At 34.8% G+C, this 19,633-nt stretch carries 18 protein-coding genes, 1 pseudogene and 1 riboswitch; of the genes and pseudogenes, 13 read left to right on the top strand and 6 right to left on the bottom strand.

The features are described 5' to 3' along the window. Positions 1-198 precede the first annotated feature (198 nt). The 6 genes from NSQ69_RS15495 to NSQ69_RS15470 all read left to right on the top strand — a co-directional run bounded on the left by NSQ69_RS15495 (position 199) and on the right by NSQ69_RS15470 (position 6,700). The gene (locus NSQ69_RS15495; protein ID WP_078203554.1) at positions 199-1,731 is read left to right on the top strand and encodes an alpha/beta hydrolase; all 1,533 of its coding nucleotides are present in this window, start codon (positions 199-201) and stop codon (positions 1,729-1,731) included. Between the two features lie 604 nt (positions 1,732-2,335). After that, positions 2,336-3,781, top strand: coding sequence for a L,D-transpeptidase family protein (locus NSQ69_RS15490; protein WP_002128059.1), 1,446 nt, complete (start codon positions 2,336-2,338; stop codon positions 3,779-3,781). Positions 3,782-4,129: 348 nt separating this feature from the next. Further along, a complete protein-coding gene (locus tag NSQ69_RS15485; protein ID WP_002017170.1) occupies positions 4,130-4,345 on the top strand; it encodes a hypothetical protein in 216 nt (71 codons plus the stop codon). A gap of 209 nt (positions 4,346-4,554) precedes the next feature. Further along, positions 4,555-5,184 carry a LysE family translocator gene (locus tag NSQ69_RS15480; RefSeq protein WP_000274249.1) on the top strand — a complete coding sequence of 210 codons (630 nt, stop codon included), beginning with the start codon at positions 4,555-4,557 and terminating at the stop codon, positions 5,182-5,184. 626 nt (positions 5,185-5,810) lie between these two features. Next, the gene (locus NSQ69_RS15475; protein ID WP_000441003.1) at positions 5,811-5,972 is read left to right on the top strand and encodes a hypothetical protein; all 162 of its coding nucleotides are present in this window, start codon (positions 5,811-5,813) and stop codon (positions 5,970-5,972) included. Between the two features lie 329 nt (positions 5,973-6,301). Then, a complete protein-coding gene (locus NSQ69_RS15470; protein ID WP_078203553.1) occupies positions 6,302-6,700 on the top strand; it encodes a DUF1259 domain-containing protein in 399 nt (132 codons plus the stop codon). 236 nt (positions 6,701-6,936) lie between these two features. On the opposite strand, the gene NSQ69_RS15465 is transcribed toward NSQ69_RS15470, so the two are convergent. Both NSQ69_RS15465 and NSQ69_RS15460 read right to left on the bottom strand, forming a co-directional pair. Next, on the bottom strand, positions 6,937-8,310 hold the full coding sequence (locus NSQ69_RS15465; RefSeq protein WP_341099460.1) for a sensor histidine kinase: 1,374 nt from the start codon (positions 8,308-8,310) through the stop codon (positions 6,937-6,939). Continuing rightward, entirely contained in the window at positions 8,307-8,981 is a 675-nt protein-coding gene (locus NSQ69_RS15460) for a response regulator transcription factor (protein ID WP_002128055.1), read from the bottom strand. Before NSQ69_RS15460 ends, NSQ69_RS15465 begins: the two co-directional genes overlap by 4 nt. A gap of 329 nt (positions 8,982-9,310) precedes the next feature. Between NSQ69_RS15460 and NSQ69_RS15455 the strand changes: the two genes are divergently transcribed. The 4 genes from NSQ69_RS15455 (at position 9,311) to NSQ69_RS15440 (ending at position 12,362) form a co-directional block, all read left to right on the top strand. Then, positions 9,311-9,781, top strand: coding sequence for a hypothetical protein (locus NSQ69_RS15455; protein WP_078203552.1), 471 nt, complete (start codon positions 9,311-9,313; stop codon positions 9,779-9,781). Between the two features lie 20 nt (positions 9,782-9,801). After that, entirely contained in the window at positions 9,802-10,125 is a 324-nt protein-coding gene (locus NSQ69_RS15450; RefSeq protein WP_000912126.1) for a PepSY domain-containing protein, read from the top strand. A 218-nt stretch (positions 10,126-10,343) separates the two neighbouring features. Next, entirely contained in the window at positions 10,344-10,517 is a 174-nt protein-coding gene (locus NSQ69_RS15445) for an S-layer homology domain-containing protein (protein WP_142247142.1), read from the top strand. A 537-nt stretch (positions 10,518-11,054) separates the two neighbouring features. After that, positions 11,055-12,362, top strand: a complete 1,308-nt coding sequence (locus tag NSQ69_RS15440; protein ID WP_002165467.1) for a condensation domain-containing protein — start codon at positions 11,055-11,057, stop codon at positions 12,360-12,362. 227 nt (positions 12,363-12,589) lie between these two features. Here NSQ69_RS15440 and NSQ69_RS15435 read toward each other — a convergent pair. Both NSQ69_RS15435 and NSQ69_RS15430 read right to left on the bottom strand, forming a co-directional pair. Then, positions 12,590-12,912: pseudogene (locus NSQ69_RS15435) on the bottom strand (hypothetical protein). Between the two features lie 181 nt (positions 12,913-13,093). After that, on the bottom strand, positions 13,094-13,486 hold the full coding sequence (locus NSQ69_RS15430; RefSeq protein ID WP_002185477.1) for a VOC family protein: 393 nt from the start codon (positions 13,484-13,486) through the stop codon (positions 13,094-13,096). Positions 13,487-13,597: 111 nt separating this feature from the next. Between NSQ69_RS15430 and NSQ69_RS15425 the strand changes: the two genes are divergently transcribed. Further along, positions 13,598-15,907 (top strand): AAA domain-containing protein, encoded by a 2,310-nt coding sequence (locus tag NSQ69_RS15425; protein WP_002128050.1) that lies wholly within the window; start codon positions 13,598-13,600, stop codon positions 15,905-15,907. A gap of 75 nt (positions 15,908-15,982) precedes the next feature. Beyond that, positions 15,983-16,084: riboswitch (SAM riboswitch) on the top strand. A gap of 88 nt (positions 16,085-16,172) precedes the next feature. After that, on the top strand, positions 16,173-17,378 hold the full coding sequence (locus tag NSQ69_RS15420) for a M20 family metallopeptidase (protein WP_078203551.1): 1,206 nt from the start codon (positions 16,173-16,175) through the stop codon (positions 17,376-17,378). Between the two features lie 105 nt (positions 17,379-17,483). Here the strand turns inward: NSQ69_RS15420 and NSQ69_RS15415 are convergent, their stop codons facing one another. Together NSQ69_RS15415 and NSQ69_RS15410 are read right to left on the bottom strand one after the other, a co-directional pair. Further along, positions 17,484-18,017: a DUF2199 domain-containing protein gene (locus NSQ69_RS15415; RefSeq protein ID WP_002128048.1), complete on the bottom strand. Its 534-nt coding sequence runs from the start codon at positions 18,015-18,017 to the stop codon at positions 17,484-17,486. Between the two features lie 134 nt (positions 18,018-18,151). After that, positions 18,152-18,592 carry an Lrp/AsnC family transcriptional regulator gene (locus NSQ69_RS15410; protein ID WP_001178569.1) on the bottom strand — a complete coding sequence of 147 codons (441 nt, stop codon included), beginning with the start codon at positions 18,590-18,592 and terminating at the stop codon, positions 18,152-18,154. A 166-nt stretch (positions 18,593-18,758) separates the two neighbouring features. On the opposite strand from NSQ69_RS15410, the gene NSQ69_RS15405 reads away from it, so the two are divergent. Next, complete coding sequence (locus tag NSQ69_RS15405) at positions 18,759-19,523, top strand: SDR family oxidoreductase (protein WP_002168061.1); 765 nt, start codon at positions 18,759-18,761, stop codon at positions 19,521-19,523. Positions 19,524-19,633: the final 110 nt, after the last annotated feature.

The following is a 19,633-nucleotide window of genomic DNA, read 5'->3' as shown; positions in this document are numbered from 1 at the left end:
GAAGTAATTTCTAGAGTTAACATACATGTGGAAAAAGAGGGAGAAGGCATTTTATATTAAAGTTTGTTTATAATAGCTTTTTAACCTGTTAGGGGGGATCGTAAAGTAAATTATTAATTACCTTGAAAATTTCTATTTCCTTATAGTACTAGGCATGCTGTATTAAAAATTTTAATTGTGAAGGGAGAATTAATAAATATGAGCACGAAAAAAAGAATAGGGAGTAAGTTATTACTTGTCAGTGCAATTTGTGCGATAACTATTCCTTCGGTTTCATATGCGGAGGAAGTAATTTCACCTAAAAATTTCGAGGATTATTCAAACTTGTTCGAGGGACGGAATAAGGACGTGTTGAAAACAAGTTTATATCCAAATACATATAATACCCCCTTCAGCCACCCATTTAAATCGACATTAAAGGAAACAAACACAAATATAAAAAAAATAGACAATATTGAAGATGAAAATCCTGTTATATCTACTACTCTTTCATTTATCCGTTCTATGCATGCTGAAGATTATAAATCTGCATTTGGTTTAACTTCTCGATCATTACAGAAAATAATATCCGAAAAATGGCTGAAGAACTATTGGGAGGAACTTCCTACGCAATTACAAAAAGGTTCTTTTATAGAAATTGGAGAGGTTACACAAAAAGAGACAAATTCTGTTCATACAAATGTAGAGATTAAATTAGTTTTTGAACAAATTACTGTACCTTTACTAATAAAACTAGATCCATCTGGAAAAATAGATGATTTTCAACTCAGTATGTCGTTTAGTCCTGTTGCAGATCGGCCATCATATAGTAAACCTGAATCATTTATTGATAAAGAAGTAGTAGTTGGAAGTGGTGCATTTCCATTACCAGGAACATTATCTGTTCCAAAGGGAAAGGGCCCTTTTCCAGCGGTTATTCTTGTTCATGGAGCTGGAGCAGTCGATCAGGATTCAGCAACGTATGCTTTAAAACCATTTCGCGATCTAGCTGAAGGTCTTGCTTCGAAAGGAATTGCTGTCCTTCGCTATAATAAACGAACCTATGAACATGGATTGAAAACAGAACTTAGTCCTTTTTATACAGTTGATAAAGAGACAACAGATGATGCTCTTTTGGTGACTCATTTTCTTCAAAATGAACCTATGATAGATAAGAATCAAATTTATATTCTTGGTCATAGTCAAGGTGGAATGATGATTCCGAGGATAATTGAAAAAAATCAAAATCAAAATATTGCTGGGGCAATTGTGATGGGAGGGGCGGCCAAGGCATTCATAGACAATGTTTTAGATCAATTTGAGTATCGTCTTTCTATTGGAGAAATGAAACCAGAAGAATATAAATTTTACAAATCGCAATTTGAATTATTAAAGGATCCTAATTTCTCTAGTCAGAATCCTCCAAAGGATTTTTCTTTAGGACCACCAGTATATTGGGATTCAATCCGTAAAATTAAAGCAGCAGAAATGTCAAAAGAACAAAAAACACCGCTTCTTATTCTTCAAGGAGAAAGAGACTATCGAGTTCCTTCAAAAATTGAAATTCCCTTTTGGAAAGAACAATTAAAAGAGCGAGATAACGTTGATTATCGACTATATCCAAAGTTAAATCACTTCTTTACAGAAGAAGATGGAGAATTAAGTAAATCGGATGAATATTATAGTCCTGCTAATATCCCTGAGTATGTTATAAATGATATTGCTACTTGGGTGCAAGGAAGATTGAAATAAAATTAGCAACTATATTTTTAAATAGCTATTTTCAGTCCTTAAGATAGAAATATATATAATTATATTATGATGTAAATAACTATAACGAACGGAGTAAAGTTTCTTATTCAAATACTTTAGATTCTCATACCTGGGGGCATCATCCATGCTAGCGTCTTAATATTTGGAAGTATATACAAATACTCTAAACGAAAAAACGGTATTCTTTCTATCTAAGATGTAGAAGGATTATCGTTTATTTTTTTGAAATGTAAAAAAAATTAACATTAATAACAGAATTATATAAACTAATAATGTAAAAGTTTTTGGCAAAATTAGGGGTGATGTTCATAAAAATGGAGAACATACTTCGTATTTTACGTAAAGAGAAAAAGCTTTCACAAGAGATTTAGCTAAATCCCTTGGTGTAACAGTTGATTAAAGTTTCAGTTTATTACTTGTAAAGGGTTATTCAATGTATCGTACTATTGAAAAACCCGAATTTAATTAATTAAATGCGATAAAATCTTTTTAAAAATAATGAAATTTTAGGAAAAATAAGGTACACTAGTCAATGGTTTTAGTTTAAAATCGATTGACGTTAATGTATACGGGGGAAAGATTGATGAACAATAATCCAATAAATGAATCAGTTGAAGAAGTTGAGAGAAAACGAGTAAGATCAAGCAAACGTTTTACAAATTGGAAGCTTATTGCAGCGGGTGTTGGTGTAATTGTACTTCTCATTGGAGGAATGAGTTATTATCAGACAACTCACTTCAATTCAAATGTTACGATTAATGACACAAAAGTCGGTGGTCTGAACGCTGATCAGGCAATACAGAAATTAAAAACATCTGGACTAGAAAACAAAGTCTATGTTGATCAACAACAAATTTTAGATGAAAAAGATACAAAAACGGAACTTACGGAAAAAGATTTGCCTCAAGTTAAGAAACTATTAAAAAGCCAGTGGACATTTTTCCCTTCCTCAAAGGAAAAAAAATATTCAGTGCTACCGGAAAAGGCGGATCAGTATCGTAGTGAAACGATGAAAAAACTTGTAGAAGAAAAGCTCATCTCTATGAATGAAAAATTAAAAGCGCCTCAAGATGCTATGGCGAAGCTTGAACAAGGAAAAGTTGTTATTTCGAAGAGCGTTGATGGAAAACAGTATGACGTTACTAGTCTACTGAAAGATTACGACAAGCAGAAGTATAAAAGTGAAATTCATCTGAAGTCTACATACATACAGCCTATTAAAGAAGACGATCCGATTGTCAAAAAAGAGGAGAAAGCACTACAGAATCTTCTTGGGCAGTCTGTTGAGTATAAAGTGCAGAATGAAGTGTATCCTTTAAAAGCGAAAGATTTAATTCAGAATGCCTCTATGTCAAAGGATATGAAAGTTACAATCGATGCGAGCGACATTAAAAATAAGATTGCTGAAATTAATAATGCTAAATCAACATTAAATAAAAATTTCAGCTTTAAAACCCATTCCGGTTCGGTCATATCAGTAAAAGGACAAGGCTACGGCTGGGCACTAGATGTTGAAAAAGAAACAAAACAAGTTCAACAAGCTTTTGAAAAGGGTGAAAAATCGCTATCTGCTTCTAATATCCATGGAAATGGTTGGGAGAAGGAAGGTATCGGTTATGAAACAACATCGAATAATGGCATCGGAGACACGTATGCGGAAGTTTCAATTGCAGATCAACAAATTTGGATTTATAAAGATGGGAAATTAGTCGTCACAACAAATGTAGTAACTGGTAAACATAGCACGAGTGAAGATACATCACCAGGTGTGTGGTACGTCTTATATAAACGAACACCATACACGCTCAAAGGCAGCGCAGTAGGTAAAGCTGATTATGCAGTTAAGGTAGATTACTGGGTTCCATTCACAAATAGCGGCCAAGGATTCCATGATGCAGGCTGGCGAAAAGACTGGGCAAATAATGCTTATTTAACAGGGGGATCAGGCGGGTGTGTAAACCTTCTTCCTAATGTTGCAAAAACTGTATATGATAGTTTGAACACTAATGATCCAGTTATTGTGTACTAGAAAATAGCTACGTATCAAGAAATAAATAAAGCAGGAAATCTTATCTGATGGTACATGAAAAACACCTCTTGAATTCGCATATTTAGTGTGCAAATTCAATGGAGGTGTTTTTGTTTGAAAACAAGAGTTCATTGCCTATAAGAAACGAAGTAGAAAGAGATTGAGATGATAAATAGATATTCAAATAGTCAATAAAATTGACACTGAATATCATTTTCATTTATTATGAAATCGTCGCATGTAATTGGACATGATTTTTGTGAAAAAGTTTACTTTTTTATTAATATAATAGATTTCTATTAAGGTGTCCCATTTAAGAATTTAAGCGTAGGAAAGGGTAAAATAAAAATGAACTGGAAAAAAGGCGGATTATGGATTATTATTTTTTTCATTGTAAAAGGTACGATTTCTACACTTTTAATAGTTACAGGTGCCAAATATTTTGATTTATCATTTATGCAACTTTTCGTACTAATACTGATCTTATTACTGATTTCTCTCATAAGTCGAAAATTGCTGCATAGACATAAACAAAACAAAAAACAAAAAGAGCTAAATATATAATGAAGCCCCAGAGACCTTTGGATTTCTGGGGTTTTACTTATTCAATAGTGAGTTTTAGGTCCGCGATACGAATGATACACTCCATCAGTTTTATTGGTTGTAAATTAAAAAAACATTAATTTTATTGAATAAATAGAAAACACTTTTCTTTTTCTTTTATTTAATTTAATATCAATAAGGGCACCAAAAAAATAGATAGGGGTGCTAGAATGTACGGTATTATTAATTACGAAGTGTTTTTACTAACAGGGATTTTATTAAATCTAATTCCTGGCGCAGACACCATGTATATTGTGGGAAGAAGTATTTCACAAGGTAGAAAAGCAGGTGTGTATTCTGTTTTTGGTATTATTACTGGTTCTTTAGTTCATACATTATTGGTTGCTTTTGGTTTATCTATTATACTTACAAAATCCATTGTGCTATTTAACACCATTAAGGTTATAGGTGTTATCTATCTTGTATATTTAGGGATTAAAATGATACTTGATAAAACAAATGTAGCTTTCCAAGCCTCATCCAATAAATTGAACATTAGAAAGATATATTTACAAGGACTCTTAACAAGTCTCACGAATCCAAAAGTCTCTTTATTCTTTATTGCGTTTCTTCCGCAATTTATAGATACAAAGGCTTCAGGCCCTATGCCTTTTATCATTTTAGGAATTACTTTTACAGTCACTGGATTATTGTGGTGTTTATTTGTTGCTTATTTCTCTTCATATGTCACAAAAAAATTAAGAGGAAATCAAAAGGTAGGGATGATTCTAAATAAAGTAACTGGAATGATTTTTATTGGTATGGGGTTAAAGTTGCTTCAAACGAAGGCTCCTCAATAAACCTGAATAATATAAAAATGCCCCCTTTTCAAGAAATGTTATCTTTGATTTAAGCTAATTTCTATATACTAAAAAGCCCCTTCAAATTTGAAGGGGCTTTTTGCTTGTTATTTTGGTTTATCTAAAAATTTATTTCATAGTGCAGGATTTATTTTAATTAATTGTCATGAATATATGTGCCCTCCAATGACAAGGTTAAATCTTTTCCAGTATTACATTTAGAAAACTAGAATAGAGGAATCTAGTTATACCAACTAAATGCAGTCTAAGACATTTTTTAACTGAACATTTGGGAAAGAATGTGTTTCTTAACTTAATAGCGATGGAGTAGCACCCCATACCCATCAAGCTGAAAAGGAAAAACACCTTATAACAAAAAAATTCTGCACTATTTAAACTCTGGTAACAATTCATATGATCAAGAATAATTGAGCTAACAGATTTCGTTAAGTTATTATAATATAAAAAAATTAAATTCACCTTCTGCAATCCATTCAAATGGCTCAATTTCCGCATCTTTTGAATTCCCTGAAAGTGCTAAACCTAAGCAAAATAATTAACTATCTCATGCAAGAAAGTTAGGCTAGTTAATCGCATATGTTTTATTGAAGGGATGTGATTGAATTATGGAACGGCCGAATTGGGGAATTGGAGGATTAGTATTCGTTGGCTGCATGTTTCTTGGCGGAGGAGTGGGATCTATATTAGGTGATACTCATGCTGGATGGCTAATAGGGATGGGTGCTGGATTTATTGGGATGGCTTTAACGAGACTGATCAGAAAGTAATATAACGGGGATTATTCTTCCGGTAAATAAGGAAATATGTATGTAAGTAATTCATGGTATAAGAGCTCTATAAGTTATAGTTAGAAGTTTCTCTTTTCTAAATTTCTCCATACATAGATATGATTCTCAAGTCGGAGGATGGCACCTTAGGGTGTCTTTTTTATGCTCTCTAAAAATGTCTTAACATATATAGCCGAGTTAATTCAAATGATCAAGAATAATTGAGCTAACAGTTTTCGTTAGATTGCCATTATCTTTTTTGTAATAGAATAGATTCATTACCGTTTCAGACCTATGTATTCATTCATAACCTAACAGTAAAAGGGGGGATGATTGAAGGTATGGCGATTAATGAGGAATCAATTTGTCAACAGTTTGCAAGAATTATCGGCGGCCAAGAAGGATTCGTCGGTGGAAAATGCGTGGCAACAATAAATCGAGATGAAATACAAGCAACAATCTTGGGGAAACGTTTTAGAGTAACAACTTCCTTCTCATTCGAATCACGAGATAATAAAACTGGACGGGCATTATGTCTAGGGCGGGTAGCACTCTTACAAAAGGAAGTCACTGAATTTGTTGCTACAATTATTAAACAAGGAATAATTGTTTCGTCTATACACAATGAGTGGTTATGTGATGATCCAAATTTAATTTACGTTAATATCGAAGACGTTGATGATCCACTAATTTTTGCAAGGAAAGTCAGAAGAGCATTATGCAATTAACCAATTTTTTTAGTTAAATGAGTGATTGTGCTGATTAGAATATTTCAGATTGTTGAATGGTATACTTGGAAAATAGATTTAAGTAGATGGTTTTATAAAATCTCATATATTGCTAAAAAGAGTAACTCCATTTTGATCGCTTTTTTTCAAAATGGAGTTTTTGTATTTACTTTTAAATAAGGACTGAAGAGAGATTTTTAATCAATCTGTATTCTAAAGCTAAAACCGAGCATACATTATGCTCGGTTTTCAATTGGTAGTTTAAATGTAAAAGTACTGCCTTCTCCTAATTCACTTTTAACGGTAATTTCTCCTCCGTGTAGTTCTATAATCCATTTTACCATCGACAATCCTAAACCTGTGTTTCCATTGTTTGAAGATGTTCGTGCTGCGTCAACTCGATAGAAGCGGTCCCATATTTTCGCAATATGTTGCTCGCTGATGCCTATGCCATTATCGGAGACTTTACCTATTATGTTGGTTTCATCCCGGAACAGTTGCATATTCACAGTGCCGTTCGCTTTGCTATAAGCAATCGCATTCGTTAGTAAATTCATTAATAAACGCATCATCAATGTTTGATCTGCTTTAATAAACAGGTCTTCCTCTATATGTGTTGTTATATTAATCGAAGCTTCTTGAACCATTAATGAAAGCTCTTCTACAACGATTTCCGTTAATTCACTCATATTGATACATTCAAATTGAAAAGTATTATGCTTTTCTTGGTCAACTCGTGCTAATAATAAGAGTTGCGAGATTAACGCGGACATTTTACGCGATTGCCTTAAAATTACTTCTAACGATTCTTCCATTTCTTTCGGATTATTCCTCTGCGATAAAGCGTATTCGCATTGCGAAATAATAACAGATGTTGGTGTTCTTAATTCATGAGATGCGTCAGATGTAAATTGTTTTTCACTTTCAAATGATGTCTCCAATCGCTCAAACATTTTGTCAAAGGTTTGTGCTAAATGATACATTTCGTCTTTCGATGACCCTTGTAAATTAATTCTCTTCGAAAGGTCTTTACCATCACCAATTTCACTGGCTGAATCACTCATTTGTTGCACAGGTCGAAACGCTCTTTGCGTAATAAAATATCCTCCCACTGCTGCAATGAGAATAAGTAATGGAAATGAGATGAGTGTTACCACAATAAGCGTATTCATGGTCGATGATAATTGATTCATGGTCATTATGCCACGAACCCAGACTTGCTCATCGCCGCCTACATTATGGAGAAAATCATATACTATCCATTCCTTATTACCGTCTTTAATGGTTTGTATTTCATCGGATTTAAGCGATACCTTTTTATTAAAGGTTGTTGGATTATGTCCTGCCAGCAGCTCACCTTGTTTACTATAAATGATGATATTTACTCCATCTTCTAAGGCTTCAAATTCATCGTCAATCTTTAACTGTCCATGCTTATATTCGATATCTTCAATGCTTTCTTTTACTGTGCTCTTCAATTGATTTTTCATATTAAAAAGCAAAACTTTATCTGAAGAAGTTAAAATAAAAGCTAACACGAGTGCCATAATAATTACAACTAGCCCCGTATACCATAGGGTCACTCTCATTTTTATTGATAGTCTTTTCATGATTCTACTCGCAATACGTAACCAGTTCCTCGTACTGTATGAATTAACTTCGTTTCAAACTGGCTATCAATTTTTTTGCGAAGATAGCGGACGTAAACATCAATAATATTCGAGCCACCTTCATAGTCGTAATTCCACACATGTTGCTCAATTTTATCTCGTGTCAACACAACTTCTTTATTACGAATCATATATTCTAAAATAGCAAATTCTTTACTGGAAAGATTGATAACTTGATCTCCTCTTGTTACTTTATGCATATTGCAATCCACCACTAGGTCAGCGATTTCAAACACATTAGATGTATTTCCTGTTTTTCTTCGCATCAACACTCGAATTCTTGCTAACAGCTCATCAAAAGCAAAGGGCTTTACTAAATAATCGTCCGCACCTAAGTCGAGTCCTGTTACGCGATCATCAATTGTATCTTTAGCTGTAAGAAGCAAGACAGGAGTTGTATTATTGTCCGCACGTAATCTTTGTAATACTTGTAAACCATCTATTCCGGGAATCATAATGTCAAGCACAATCAAATCGTAGGTAGCCATGCTTATATAATCCAAAGCATCTTCTCCATTCCCACATCCATCGACACTATAATATTCTGCATTTAATCGTTTTACCAATATATTTTGTAAGTCTTTTTCATCTTCGACAATAAGAACTCGCATTAACATTCTCCTTTTCTTCTTATTTATATGTATCACTATAATTCCGAAACATTAAAGAAAGATTAGAAACTATTTAATTATATCATTTTATCCCGCATTAACGGGCAGTAAGACTCCTACCTCAAAATTCGGCGAATGCGAGAGAGTTAGGTGGGAGCCCTGCTGCCCGTAAAAGCCCGATTGGTGAGGGCTGATAATCAGTGGGGGATGGACAAAACCCCCACTGATTAAAGTTTCACTTTATTTTTTGGCACATTAATCTTCCTTTAATGTTTGTTCAGTAATATAAGGACATGGATAAGGTGCACATGTAAAGGGAGGAGAACATAATGGGAAAATGGATGATGATTGGAGCAATGTCTTGTTTATTCTTAACAGCTTGTTCTACTCAAGCTGATAACGATACAGAAATACAACAACTGAAAGTAGAAAACGATACATCACAAAAAGAAGGTACGCAACTACAACACGAACCACACAAAACAGGGCCTGCTATGAATGATACTAAGCAAACACAAGATTTCAAAAACGAAGTCACATCTATTGTAGAAAAGGCAAATAATACGAAACCAGTTGGAGCAAAAGAAGATAACTTAAATACGTACTTAGCAGCAAAAAAAGAAATTGACCAATTAGATGACAAGATAGATCTATCTGATGATCAGCTAGAAGCAGATTTTCACGCTGGGACGATAACTGTTGAACAATATCAAATACAAGAAAGAGAACAAGATATACTTGAAGATCAATTAGAGCAAGCAGAAAATGTAATTGAAGCAAGATTTGGAATAAATGATTAATTATTAAGGAGTGGATGGAAATGTTAAAACATAAAAAGAAAATAATTATAAGTGTAATTGCTATTTTAATAATCGGTATCGCTATTGTTGGTGGATATTATGGTATGGGTTACAATTATGCGAAAAAGAATGAAAACTATACAGAGAAACAAGTTCGTGAAATTTCTTTAGCTCATACAAATGGAGAAATTATTAATGTGAAAAAAGAATTCGAATTAGAAGATGACAACTTAGCACAATCTAAATTTGAATATGAAGTGGAAATCAAGACACCTGAGAATCTATTAAATATTTTAAAGGTTAGTGCTAGAACAGGCACGATAGAAATCAATAATGAAGACTGAAGAAATATTGATAAATAAAATATCACGTATTTTAAAAAACTTCTAACAAAATTTGTTAGAAGTTTTTTCACGTTTATACTCTACTATTCTAAAAGGGGCCAGCTACATCGCTATCAAGTTAAGAAATACACTCATCTAAAAAACAAAAATATAGACTGTATTCATCATTTTCTACTCCTCACAAAATGATTGTTTTTTAATCTGGGTAAATTTTTAGGTTGAAGGTTACGGTTCTTCAAACCATTGCTGCACTTGCGAAAAAAGGGGCCAAAATTCCGGCTCCTTTTTTTCGCTATTTGTGGGCAGTAAAACTCCCACCTCAAAATTCAGCTGGAGCAAAGGAGTTAGGTGGGAGCCCTGCTGCCTGTAAACGCCCGATTGGCGAAGGCTAATAATCAGTGGGGATGGACAAAACCCCCCACTGATTAAAGTTTCACTTTATGAAGACCTAGTTAGTTTGGAAGTTTGAAAATGATGAGGTGATACAAGTGCAAACAGGAGTTATTTGTAAACAATGTAATAATGAATACCAACATCTAAAGCAATATGATAAAAGGTTGGTGGTCCTCCATGCCCATCAACCTTTTTATTATGAAGTAACACCTAAACGTATTATATTATTTTTTTTATTAACAGACATAAAAATAATTTGTTTTTATTGATAATTACCAAACGCCATTGTAAAATGTTTGTATATATATAAACTAAATAGATTTTCGTTTGATTTTAAGAGGGGAGGTAGGAAGTGTTAATAATAATAAAATAATGGTTATATCACCTACAAAGAGCCGTAAAAAGAATGGAACCAGTACGGAAAAGATACTTTTGTGAAAAGTTCAAAAAATAATAATTATTTACTCTTGAAGAAAATTTACAACCATATGGAGAATAAGGTTATGCAAAAAAAGTCTTAAAAGGGGGACGGAATTATGGAACAAAGAAAGTTTTCAGTAACACCTCAAGATCGAATGAATTATGTATTAGGTCTTTATTCTGCAGATCAACAAATTAATGCAGTTCTTTATTTTCCTGTAGGTATATCAAAGGAAATACTTGAACAATCAGTAAGGATAACGTTACAATTGCAGCCGGTTTTGAACAGCCGGTTTGTAGAAAATGATATCCCTTACTGGGAGGAACATTCATCTGCCACTAACTCACCTATTTGCCTTTTTGCAGAAGGAAATAATCAAGAACTTGAAATAATGGCAATAGATTTTATTAAGGAACCCGGTGATCGTATTCAGGGGCCTATGGTTCAAACAAAATTATTACGAGGCACTACAACAGATATGTTAGTTGTGAAATTATCTCATCTATGTTCAGATGGCGCAGGGGTCAAGGAATATATTAATTTGCTTGGAGCAATTTATACTCAACTTTCCTTGGGACAATCTAAGAATCAAATTATGAAGGAATTTGGTGAGGGAAATGAGAGTTTTCGAGATCAATCACATGTATTCAAATATGCTGGAATATCGGACATAAAAAGCGCGTATCGTCCTAGCCAAGAACAACAAGCATCGTTATGGTCTTTTCCATCTCAACCCAACAAAAATAAATCCCCTCAAATGTCTGTACGGCGGTTGAGCCATGAGCAATCTCTACGTCTAACCCAATGGACAAAAGCACAACAGGCTACCTTGAATGATGTAATCATGACTGCCTACTTCCGAGCTTTATCACATTTCACTGTGTATGCAGAACCTCGCACCGCAGAAAAAATGATCGGTTTAACAATTGATTTACGTCGATATCTGCCTAATTATACAACTGGTGCTATTTGCAACTTATCCGGCATGGAAATGCCAGTGATTAAAATGGAGGATAATGAATCATTTAATCAGACTCTCGTTCGAATTAAACAATCAATGGATAAAATAAAGTCTCAAAATCCAGGTCTGTCTTCAGCAGCAGGAATGGAGCTACTGGCAGGTATGAAGCTATCTGTGGTGAAGGAAATGTATAATCAGCAATACGAGCAGGCTTTACAGATGGGGATGGCGTTGCCGTTACTGACAAATTTCGGGGTGATCGCTGATGAACCTATTCAGTTTGGTGAAGTTCAAGCTGAGGACGGGTATATGACATCACCCATTATGTATGCGCCATTCTTTTCAATGGGTGCAAGCTTTTATAATGGGAGACTTACATTTACGATTGGTTATCATACACCGGATACATCAAAAGAAGAGGTAGACAAATTTTTGGAAAGTGTTGTTAATCAACTATCATAAATAAAAGGGAATATAGAGCGGAAATTTCTAGCGGAATTGTATTTTAGGGGCTCGTCCCCATGTTCATCAAGCTAATATTTTGAAGTATCCCTAAAACGAAAATTTTATATCACTACAACAGTTATTTATGAGAATTCAGGTCATTTTTTTCGTTTTGGGGTATTCGCTTTTCTTAGCTTGATGGTTATGGGCGGTACCCCAGTAAAGAAAGAAATAGGGAAAACACCCTATTTCTTTTTATTTCTATGAAAAAATATAATTATTAAGCCGAAAGTAACGATAATAATTAGAAGTAACAAGTGTATAAGTGCATCAGTTTTTCCATTTAATAAAGACTTTATAAAGAAATCCCATTCTGTTTCATAGGGGGCTCTGCCCAATTTCGTTGCAGTCCTACATACATTCCATTTAAGAAAAAGACGATACTTAATAGAATCCTTCCAATAAATACGGCAACTACTTTTATATTCCAATGCTTTATCATGATTACATACAGGATTGGGAATAGTATAAGTATCCAAAAAACAATAATATAGATTGTATTTATCATTCCTTACTCCTAACAAAATGATTGTTTTTTAATCTAGGTGAGTCTTCAGGTTGAAGGGGTTTTTAATACTGTATACTTGACAGGGATAAGACCAAATTCCGGCTCTTTTTTATCCCACAAAAGCCCGATTGGTGTGGGATAAAAAAGGAGGAATGGACACCCACCTGATTAAAGTTTCACTTTATCTCTCCGTCTCAAAAAACTCAATCCACTCTCCGTCAGGGCCAGCGAAGAATATGTAACGTGTTCCATCTGGTAATGTTTCAATTTCTTCTCCTAGTAGAAAGGTTACTTTGTGTTTCTTTAGTCTTTCGATTTCATCCTCTAATGAATCCACTTTAAAGCAAATGTGATGTACTTTTCCTTCTGCCGGAAGAGAAGAGTTGTAGCCTTCAATGAGTTCGAGTATCGTTTCCTTCGATTCTTCTACACCTAAAAAAGCGAGTTTTAAGTCTGGATTCGGGTGCCCCATACGTTTAATGAGCTGTAAGCCGACTACTTCTTCATAAAATGAAATAGATGTTTCTAAGTTTGCAACCATAAGTCCAACGTGTTCGATTCTTCTAACTGGCATGTAGATTCCTTCTTTCTGAAAATTATATACAATATATTATTGAAAATTAAGAAAATAAGCAAGATAAAAACCTTACAAATTTTAGCGTGTTATATGGTATAGTGAGAAAGTATGTTTGGGGAGAAGGAAGGAGATTATACGATGAATACAACTACTCAAACTCCTTCATTATCGGAAACAATGAAAGAGTGGCATTATGCGTTAGCATATGAAATTAAACATTGGAAAACGATAGGTGGTAGTAAAATCTCTATCATTAACGGTCGTTTTTTATATACAGATTATGAAAGTACAGTATACGTATTTCAGCTTATTTCGGAAGTAAGCTTACCTGAAGGTTCACCAATTCGAATTGAGTTCGATGGTGAGGAAGCGACAGGGGAAGTATTATCTGTACATGGATTAGAAATCGAATTGAAGTTAAATGATTATATACAAGGCGAAATACGAGAAGCCGTTTTATACAGTGAACCGTGGCAATTGTTAGAGCAACTACAAGAGCGATTGAAAGAGGCACATAAAGATAAGCTAAAACGTAATCGTATAAAGCGTCTTGTTGATGGGACGAGCAGTCCGAAACATATTGAAAAGATGAAAAATACGAAAAATGAATTGGCGTATCGTTCTTTTTACAATCCAACAACGTACGTGTGGGGACCACCGGGAACAGGGAAGTCGTACAATTTATCACGTATTATTTCGGCTCATTATCAAAAAGGAAAATCGGTACTTGTGTTAGCTCATAGTAATGCGGCAGTAGACGTATTAATGAGTGAAGTAACGAAGCAAATTGAGAAGAAGAAGAAATGGACGCCTGGCGAAATTGTTCGTTACGGTTATAGTCAACATGAACATATACGAAATCATGAAACGTTACTTGCATCGAAGTTAGTTGAAACGACGAATGGATCTTGGGGAGAAGAAAGACTCTATTTAGAAGAGACACGACAAGATCTTCGTGAAAAGATTTTATCATATAAAGCGACTTCTGCTGATAAGAAGCGTATACAAGAGATTGAAAGTGATCTTCGAAAGCAAAAAGCGAAAATTAAAGAAGTAGAAAAAGAATACATTGAAAATGCGAAAGTAATCGGTGCGACTTTATCGAAATGTGCAATTGATTCACTTATTTATGAGCGTACATTTGATTTAGTTGTCGTAGATGAAGTAAGTATGGCTTATGTTCCGCAAATCGCATTAGCTGCTTCACTTGGGAAACGTATTGTCGTTTGTGGTGACTTTTTACAGTTACCTCCGATTGCGATGGCGAACCATGAACTCGTTCGAAAATGGCTCGGTGAAGATATGTTTTATCATGCAGGGATTGTTGATTCTGTAAATAAATCAGAAGCACATCCGAACCTTTTTATGCTGCAGGAGCAAAGACGTATGCATACGGATATATCGAAGTTTACGAATTCATTTATTTATAAAAATAGAGTGTACGATCATCCATCTGTTTCAGAGCGTAAAGAACTTGCGAAACTGCAACCGTTCGCAAATGAGGCGAGTGTTTTATTTGATACGAGCTTAATGGGAGCCTTTTCTTTAAAAGACGCAGCTTCCGGTTCTCGTTTTAATATTATGTCTGGTTTAGTAGCGATGCAAATGATGTTAATTGGATTGTTAGACGGTGTTCAATCTATCGGTGTAGTTACGCCTTACAGGGCACAGTCCCGCTTTTTATCAACGTGCATTAGAGAAATGTTGCAGAAAACGAAATATCAAAACATACCAGTTTTAGCGGCGACAGTTCATAAGTTTCAAGGGTCTGAAAGAGATATGATGATTTTTGATACGGTAGATAGTTATCCGCAAGAACGACCTGGCGTGTTATTCTTTGACCATAAAAATCATCGCCTCGTCAACGTTGCAGTTACGAGAGCGAGAGGGAAGTTCATTCAATTATCAGATTGCCACTACATGCGTAAAAATCTTTCGAGAAAACAAGCGTTATCACAATTAACAGCTCATATAGAACGTCACGGAGATGTATATGATCGCACGACATCAAGACAATTGTGGGAGCGGAAAATTTCGAAACGTTTACGCTGGTTTATGGAAATGAATCTTGAAGAGCCGAAAGGGTTATTGAAAGATATTTTAGCCGCAAAACGAAAAATTATTATTTCACTTCCAAGTACAAAGCAAGTGGATAAGCGAGTCTGGCAAGCGTTAATGCGGACAAATGCGCAAATAACAGTGTATAGTGATGGACCAGTTCCGTTAAAAAATGTAAAGTTACAAAGACAAAATAAAGCATTCCCGTTTATCGTAATCGATGATGAAATCTTTTGGGCAGGAGCACCTCTTACATCTCAAATGATGTTTGAAGGTAGTATGGAATTTCCGTACATATGTGCAAGATTACAAGCACCTGAAACAATTGGCGTATTAAAAGGGTTTTTAGATATTCGGTAAATTCATATAGGAATTCCTTGACTTTTGTCTGGAATGAACTTAGAATGAAAATAATTTAATACAATTTTATGAAAATTCTTATCACGAGAGGTTGAGGGACTGGCCCTATGACACCTCGGCAGCGGATTCTTTATGAATACTGTGCCAATTCCAGCAAGGTAACTTGAAAGATAAGAAAGAAGCTCATTTTGACTGTATATACAGAAGCCTCTTTCTATCTTTTAGAAAGAGGCTTTTTTACGTGGAAATAAAAGGAGGAAGAAAAATGGGAGCGACAGGAGTAACGTCACAAAGAAAAACAATTGAAGAGAGTATAGAAAGAAATAAGGAAAAGTACATAGAAACAAGTCAAAATATTCATGCGAATCCGGAGATTGGTAACCAAGAGTTTTACGCATCAAGAACGTTAAGTTTGTTGTTAGGAAGCGCAGGATTTCAGTTGCAGCACAATATAGCTGGTCATGAAACAGGATTTATCGCGCGGAAAAGTTCCGGGAAACAAGGACCAGTTATCGCATTTTTAGCTGAGTATGACGCTTTACCAGGACTCGGTCATGCGTGTGGTCACAATTTAATCGGAACAATTAGCGTTGCAGCAGCGATCGCGTTATCAGAAACGCTTGAGGAAATCGGCGGAGAAGTTGTCGTGTTCGGAACACCAGCAGAAGAGGGCGGGCCAAATGGTAGCGCAAAATCGAGTTATGTGAAAGCTGGCTTATTTAAAAACATTGATGCGGCGCTTATGATTCATCCGAGCGGAAAAACAGCTCCAACGAGTCCGTCACTAGCAGTTGATCCACTAGATTTTCATTTTTACGGAAAAACAGCTCACGCAGCGGCCTCACCAGAAGAAGGAATTAACGCATTAGATGCGATTATCCAGCTGTATAACAGTATTAATGCACTTCGCCAACAACTCCCATCAGATGTGAGAATTCATGGTGTTATTACTGAGGGCGGGAAAGCACCTAATATTATTCCTGACTACGCCGCAGCAAGGTTCTTCATCCGCGCAGCAACGAGAAAAAGATGTGCGGAAGTAACAGAGAAAGTAAGAAACATCGCACAAGGAGCAGCGTTAGCAACAGGTACAAAAGTAAAAATTCATCAATTCCAAAATGAAATCGATGAACTACTCGTAACAAAAACATTTAATGACGTTGTAGCGGAAGAGTTAGAACTACTAGGTGAAGATGTAAACCGTAAAGAAAGAGTAGGAATTGGCTCAACAGATGCAGGAAATGTAAGCCAAGTCGTACCGACAATTCATCCGTACATTAAAATCGGTCCAGATGACTTAATTGCACATACGAATGAATTTAGAGAAGCGGCACGTTCAGAATTAGGAGATAAAGCGCTAATTACATCCGCAAAAGCACTAGCAAATACGGCGTATCGATTAATTACAGAAGAAGGTTTGTTAGAAAAGGTGAAGGAGGAGTTTAGGGAGGAGCAGAGGAATCAGGGGTAGGTGGTTAAAATACAGTTGAGTGTTCTCTTTTCGAAGAGAAATCTGATTAATAAGTGAAAATGCAATAAAAAAGAACATTGATTTTTCAATGTTCTTTTTTATTTACTAATCATTTATTTCTTCGTTATTTTGATAACAAATTTCTTCAGCAATTTCTTGGATGCGATCTAGTTTAATACCATCTTTTTGTTCAATAGATAATGGATGGTCTGTTAGTTCGAGTTGAATATAAGGTTTGTAACCGATTTCTCTAGTATGAACCATTGTTTTTAAACTTACTGTATCTGGATAACAAGGAAGTTGGGTAGATAACCAACCAAACATTGGCTCTAATTCGTTTTCTCTTCCTTTCGTTTCCCAGTAATCAAGCGTCTTTTGGAAGTTTGTTTCACTTAAAGATACCCATACATCCCATATAAAAGGTCCCTCTCCATCTAAAACTGGAATTTCAATACAACCTTTCATAAAGAAATATTCATCATCAATTACACATAGATCTTCATCCATTTCAACTCGACTCTCTAGCTCTTCTTCAGGGATATAGTAAAAATAATCGGGAGCCTCATTCCCATAACATATAGGGAGTTCATCGTGAAATACTCCGCAAAATTTACAAACATAGCCTATTTTTTCGTTCATTAATTTTCTCCTAACCATCTATAACAATTGTGTTTGATCATTTGATTTTAAATAGATTATATCATTTGTTTTTTTGATTTCTCTCACAAAGAAGCAACTTTTAATGTTAGCGGAGGTTAATACGTATCCTTTTATCAGAACGACAATTTCTCTTCAAATTCACTCTTTAAAACAATTAAAGGAGATGATAATCCAAATTGCATTAAAGAGTCTAAAAATGCAGCGAGAGAATCCATCGAATCGCTCATGACTTTCATCATATAATTAAATTCCCCGCTAATTCGATATAAATCTGTTACTTCAGGAGCGGCATTACAATATTGGATAAAATCAGAGCATTGACTCGTTTTGAACATAATGAATGCTTGGATGTTTTTATTAATTTTGGAAGGCTCAAATTTCGTTCGGTAAGCAGCTATAACCCCTTGATCTTCAAGCTTGTTAATGCGTTCTTTTACAGCAGGCTGCGTCATGGATATAATACGTCCTATTTCTGAAACAGAAATTCTCGCATTTTCATACAACAAGTTCATAATTTTATGGTCAATTTCATCTAGTTTTACTGCGTTTTGCATTGGATAGCCCCCCTTTTTATTTTCTAAAGTAAATCGTAAATTATAACTATAATATCATAAGTGAAGGAACTAAATTACCTATAAATCTATATTTAAAATTATTAGTATTTGCTTAAAAATATAAGTATAGGATTTATCAAACGAAAATTTAGGAAGGGTGGAAAAAATGAAGAATCTTGATGGGAAAGTAGCGTTAGTAACAGGGGCGAGTCGCGGTATTGGTCGTGCGATTGCGATGAGATTGGCAAACGACGGTGCATTAGTTGCAATTCACTATGGCCGAAATAAAGCAGCTGCAGATGAAACAATTAGTGAGATTGAATCAAATGGAGGAAAGGCATTCTTAATTGAAGCGGATTTCAATTCAATTGATGGTGTCAAAAAGATAGTAGAACAATTGAAGAATGAATTACAAATAAGAGTTGGTACATCAGAGATTGATATTTTAGTAAACAATGCAGGGATAGGTACACAAGGAACAATTGAAAATACGACAGAAGAAGTTTTTGATGAAATTATGTCTGTAAATATTAAAGCACCGTTCTTCTTAATTCAGCAAACATTACCGTTATTACGAGCGGAGGGACGAGTTATTAACATTTCATCAGCTGAAGTAAGACTTGGTTTTGCAGGGTCCATTGCATACGGTTTAAGTAAAGGTGCACTAAATACGATGACACTTCCTCTAGCTAAACATCTTGGAGAAAGAGGTATAACAGTGAATACAATTATGCCTGGATATACGAAGACAGATATAAATGCGAAATTGCTAGATAATCCGGAAATACGAAATTTTGCTACGAATTCATCTGTGTTCGGACGAATAGGGCAAGTTGAAGATATTGCAGATGTAGTAGCATTCCTTGCTTCTTCTGATAGCCGCTGGGTAACAGGGCAAATTTTAGATGTTTCTGGAGGATTTTGTTTATAGGGGCACTACTTCATACCCATCAAGCTAATATTTTCATATCCCCCTAAATTAAAATTTTCTTTCTCTACAGATAGCTATTTTGAGAAGCCGCTCATTTTTTCGTTTTGGGG

The organism is Bacillus sp. FSL R10-2201, from assembly GCF_038008665.1.
GTDB lineage: Bacteria > Bacillota > Bacilli > Bacillales > Bacillaceae_G > Bacillus_A > Bacillus_A mycoides.
The sequence above is the reverse complement of the archived record's forward strand: the minus strand, read 5'-3'. Positions and strand labels throughout refer to the sequence as shown.

Excerpts from the sequence above, each read along its gene's own strand:
- NSQ69_RS15495 (WP_078203554.1), top strand. The coding sequence starts at position 199 with ATGAGCACGAAAAAAAGAATAGGGAGTAAGTTATTACTTGTCAGTGCA.
- NSQ69_RS15490 (WP_002128059.1), top strand. The coding sequence starts at position 2,336 with ATGAACAATAATCCAATAAATGAATCAGTTGAAGAAGTTGAGAGAAAA.
- NSQ69_RS15485 (WP_002017170.1), top strand. The coding sequence starts at position 4,130 with ATGAACTGGAAAAAAGGCGGATTATGGATTATTATTTTTTTCATTGTA.
- NSQ69_RS15480 (WP_000274249.1), top strand. The coding sequence starts at position 4,555 with ATGTACGGTATTATTAATTACGAAGTGTTTTTACTAACAGGGATTTTA.
- NSQ69_RS15475 (WP_000441003.1), top strand. The coding sequence starts at position 5,811 with ATGGAACGGCCGAATTGGGGAATTGGAGGATTAGTATTCGTTGGCTGC.
- NSQ69_RS15470 (WP_078203553.1), top strand. The coding sequence starts at position 6,302 with ATGATTGAAGGTATGGCGATTAATGAGGAATCAATTTGTCAACAGTTT.
- NSQ69_RS15465 (WP_341099460.1), bottom strand. The coding sequence starts at position 8,310 with ATGAAAAGACTATCAATAAAAATGAGAGTGACCCTATGGTATACGGGG.
- NSQ69_RS15460 (WP_002128055.1), bottom strand. The coding sequence starts at position 8,981 with ATGCGAGTTCTTATTGTCGAAGATGAAAAAGACTTACAAAATATATTG.
- NSQ69_RS15455 (WP_078203552.1), top strand. The coding sequence starts at position 9,311 with ATGGGAAAATGGATGATGATTGGAGCAATGTCTTGTTTATTCTTAACA.
- NSQ69_RS15450 (WP_000912126.1), top strand. The coding sequence starts at position 9,802 with ATGTTAAAACATAAAAAGAAAATAATTATAAGTGTAATTGCTATTTTA.
- NSQ69_RS15440 (WP_002165467.1), top strand. The coding sequence starts at position 11,055 with ATGGAACAAAGAAAGTTTTCAGTAACACCTCAAGATCGAATGAATTAT.
- NSQ69_RS15430 (WP_002185477.1), bottom strand. The coding sequence starts at position 13,486 with ATGCCAGTTAGAAGAATCGAACACGTTGGACTTATGGTTGCAAACTTA.
- NSQ69_RS15425 (WP_002128050.1), top strand. The coding sequence starts at position 13,598 with ATGTTTGGGGAGAAGGAAGGAGATTATACGATGAATACAACTACTCAA.
- NSQ69_RS15420 (WP_078203551.1), top strand. The coding sequence starts at position 16,173 with ATGGGAGCGACAGGAGTAACGTCACAAAGAAAAACAATTGAAGAGAGT.
- NSQ69_RS15415 (WP_002128048.1), bottom strand. The coding sequence starts at position 18,017 with ATGAACGAAAAAATAGGCTATGTTTGTAAATTTTGCGGAGTATTTCAC.
- NSQ69_RS15410 (WP_001178569.1), bottom strand. The coding sequence starts at position 18,592 with ATGCAAAACGCAGTAAAACTAGATGAAATTGACCATAAAATTATGAAC.
- NSQ69_RS15405 (WP_002168061.1), top strand. The coding sequence starts at position 18,759 with ATGAAGAATCTTGATGGGAAAGTAGCGTTAGTAACAGGGGCGAGTCGC.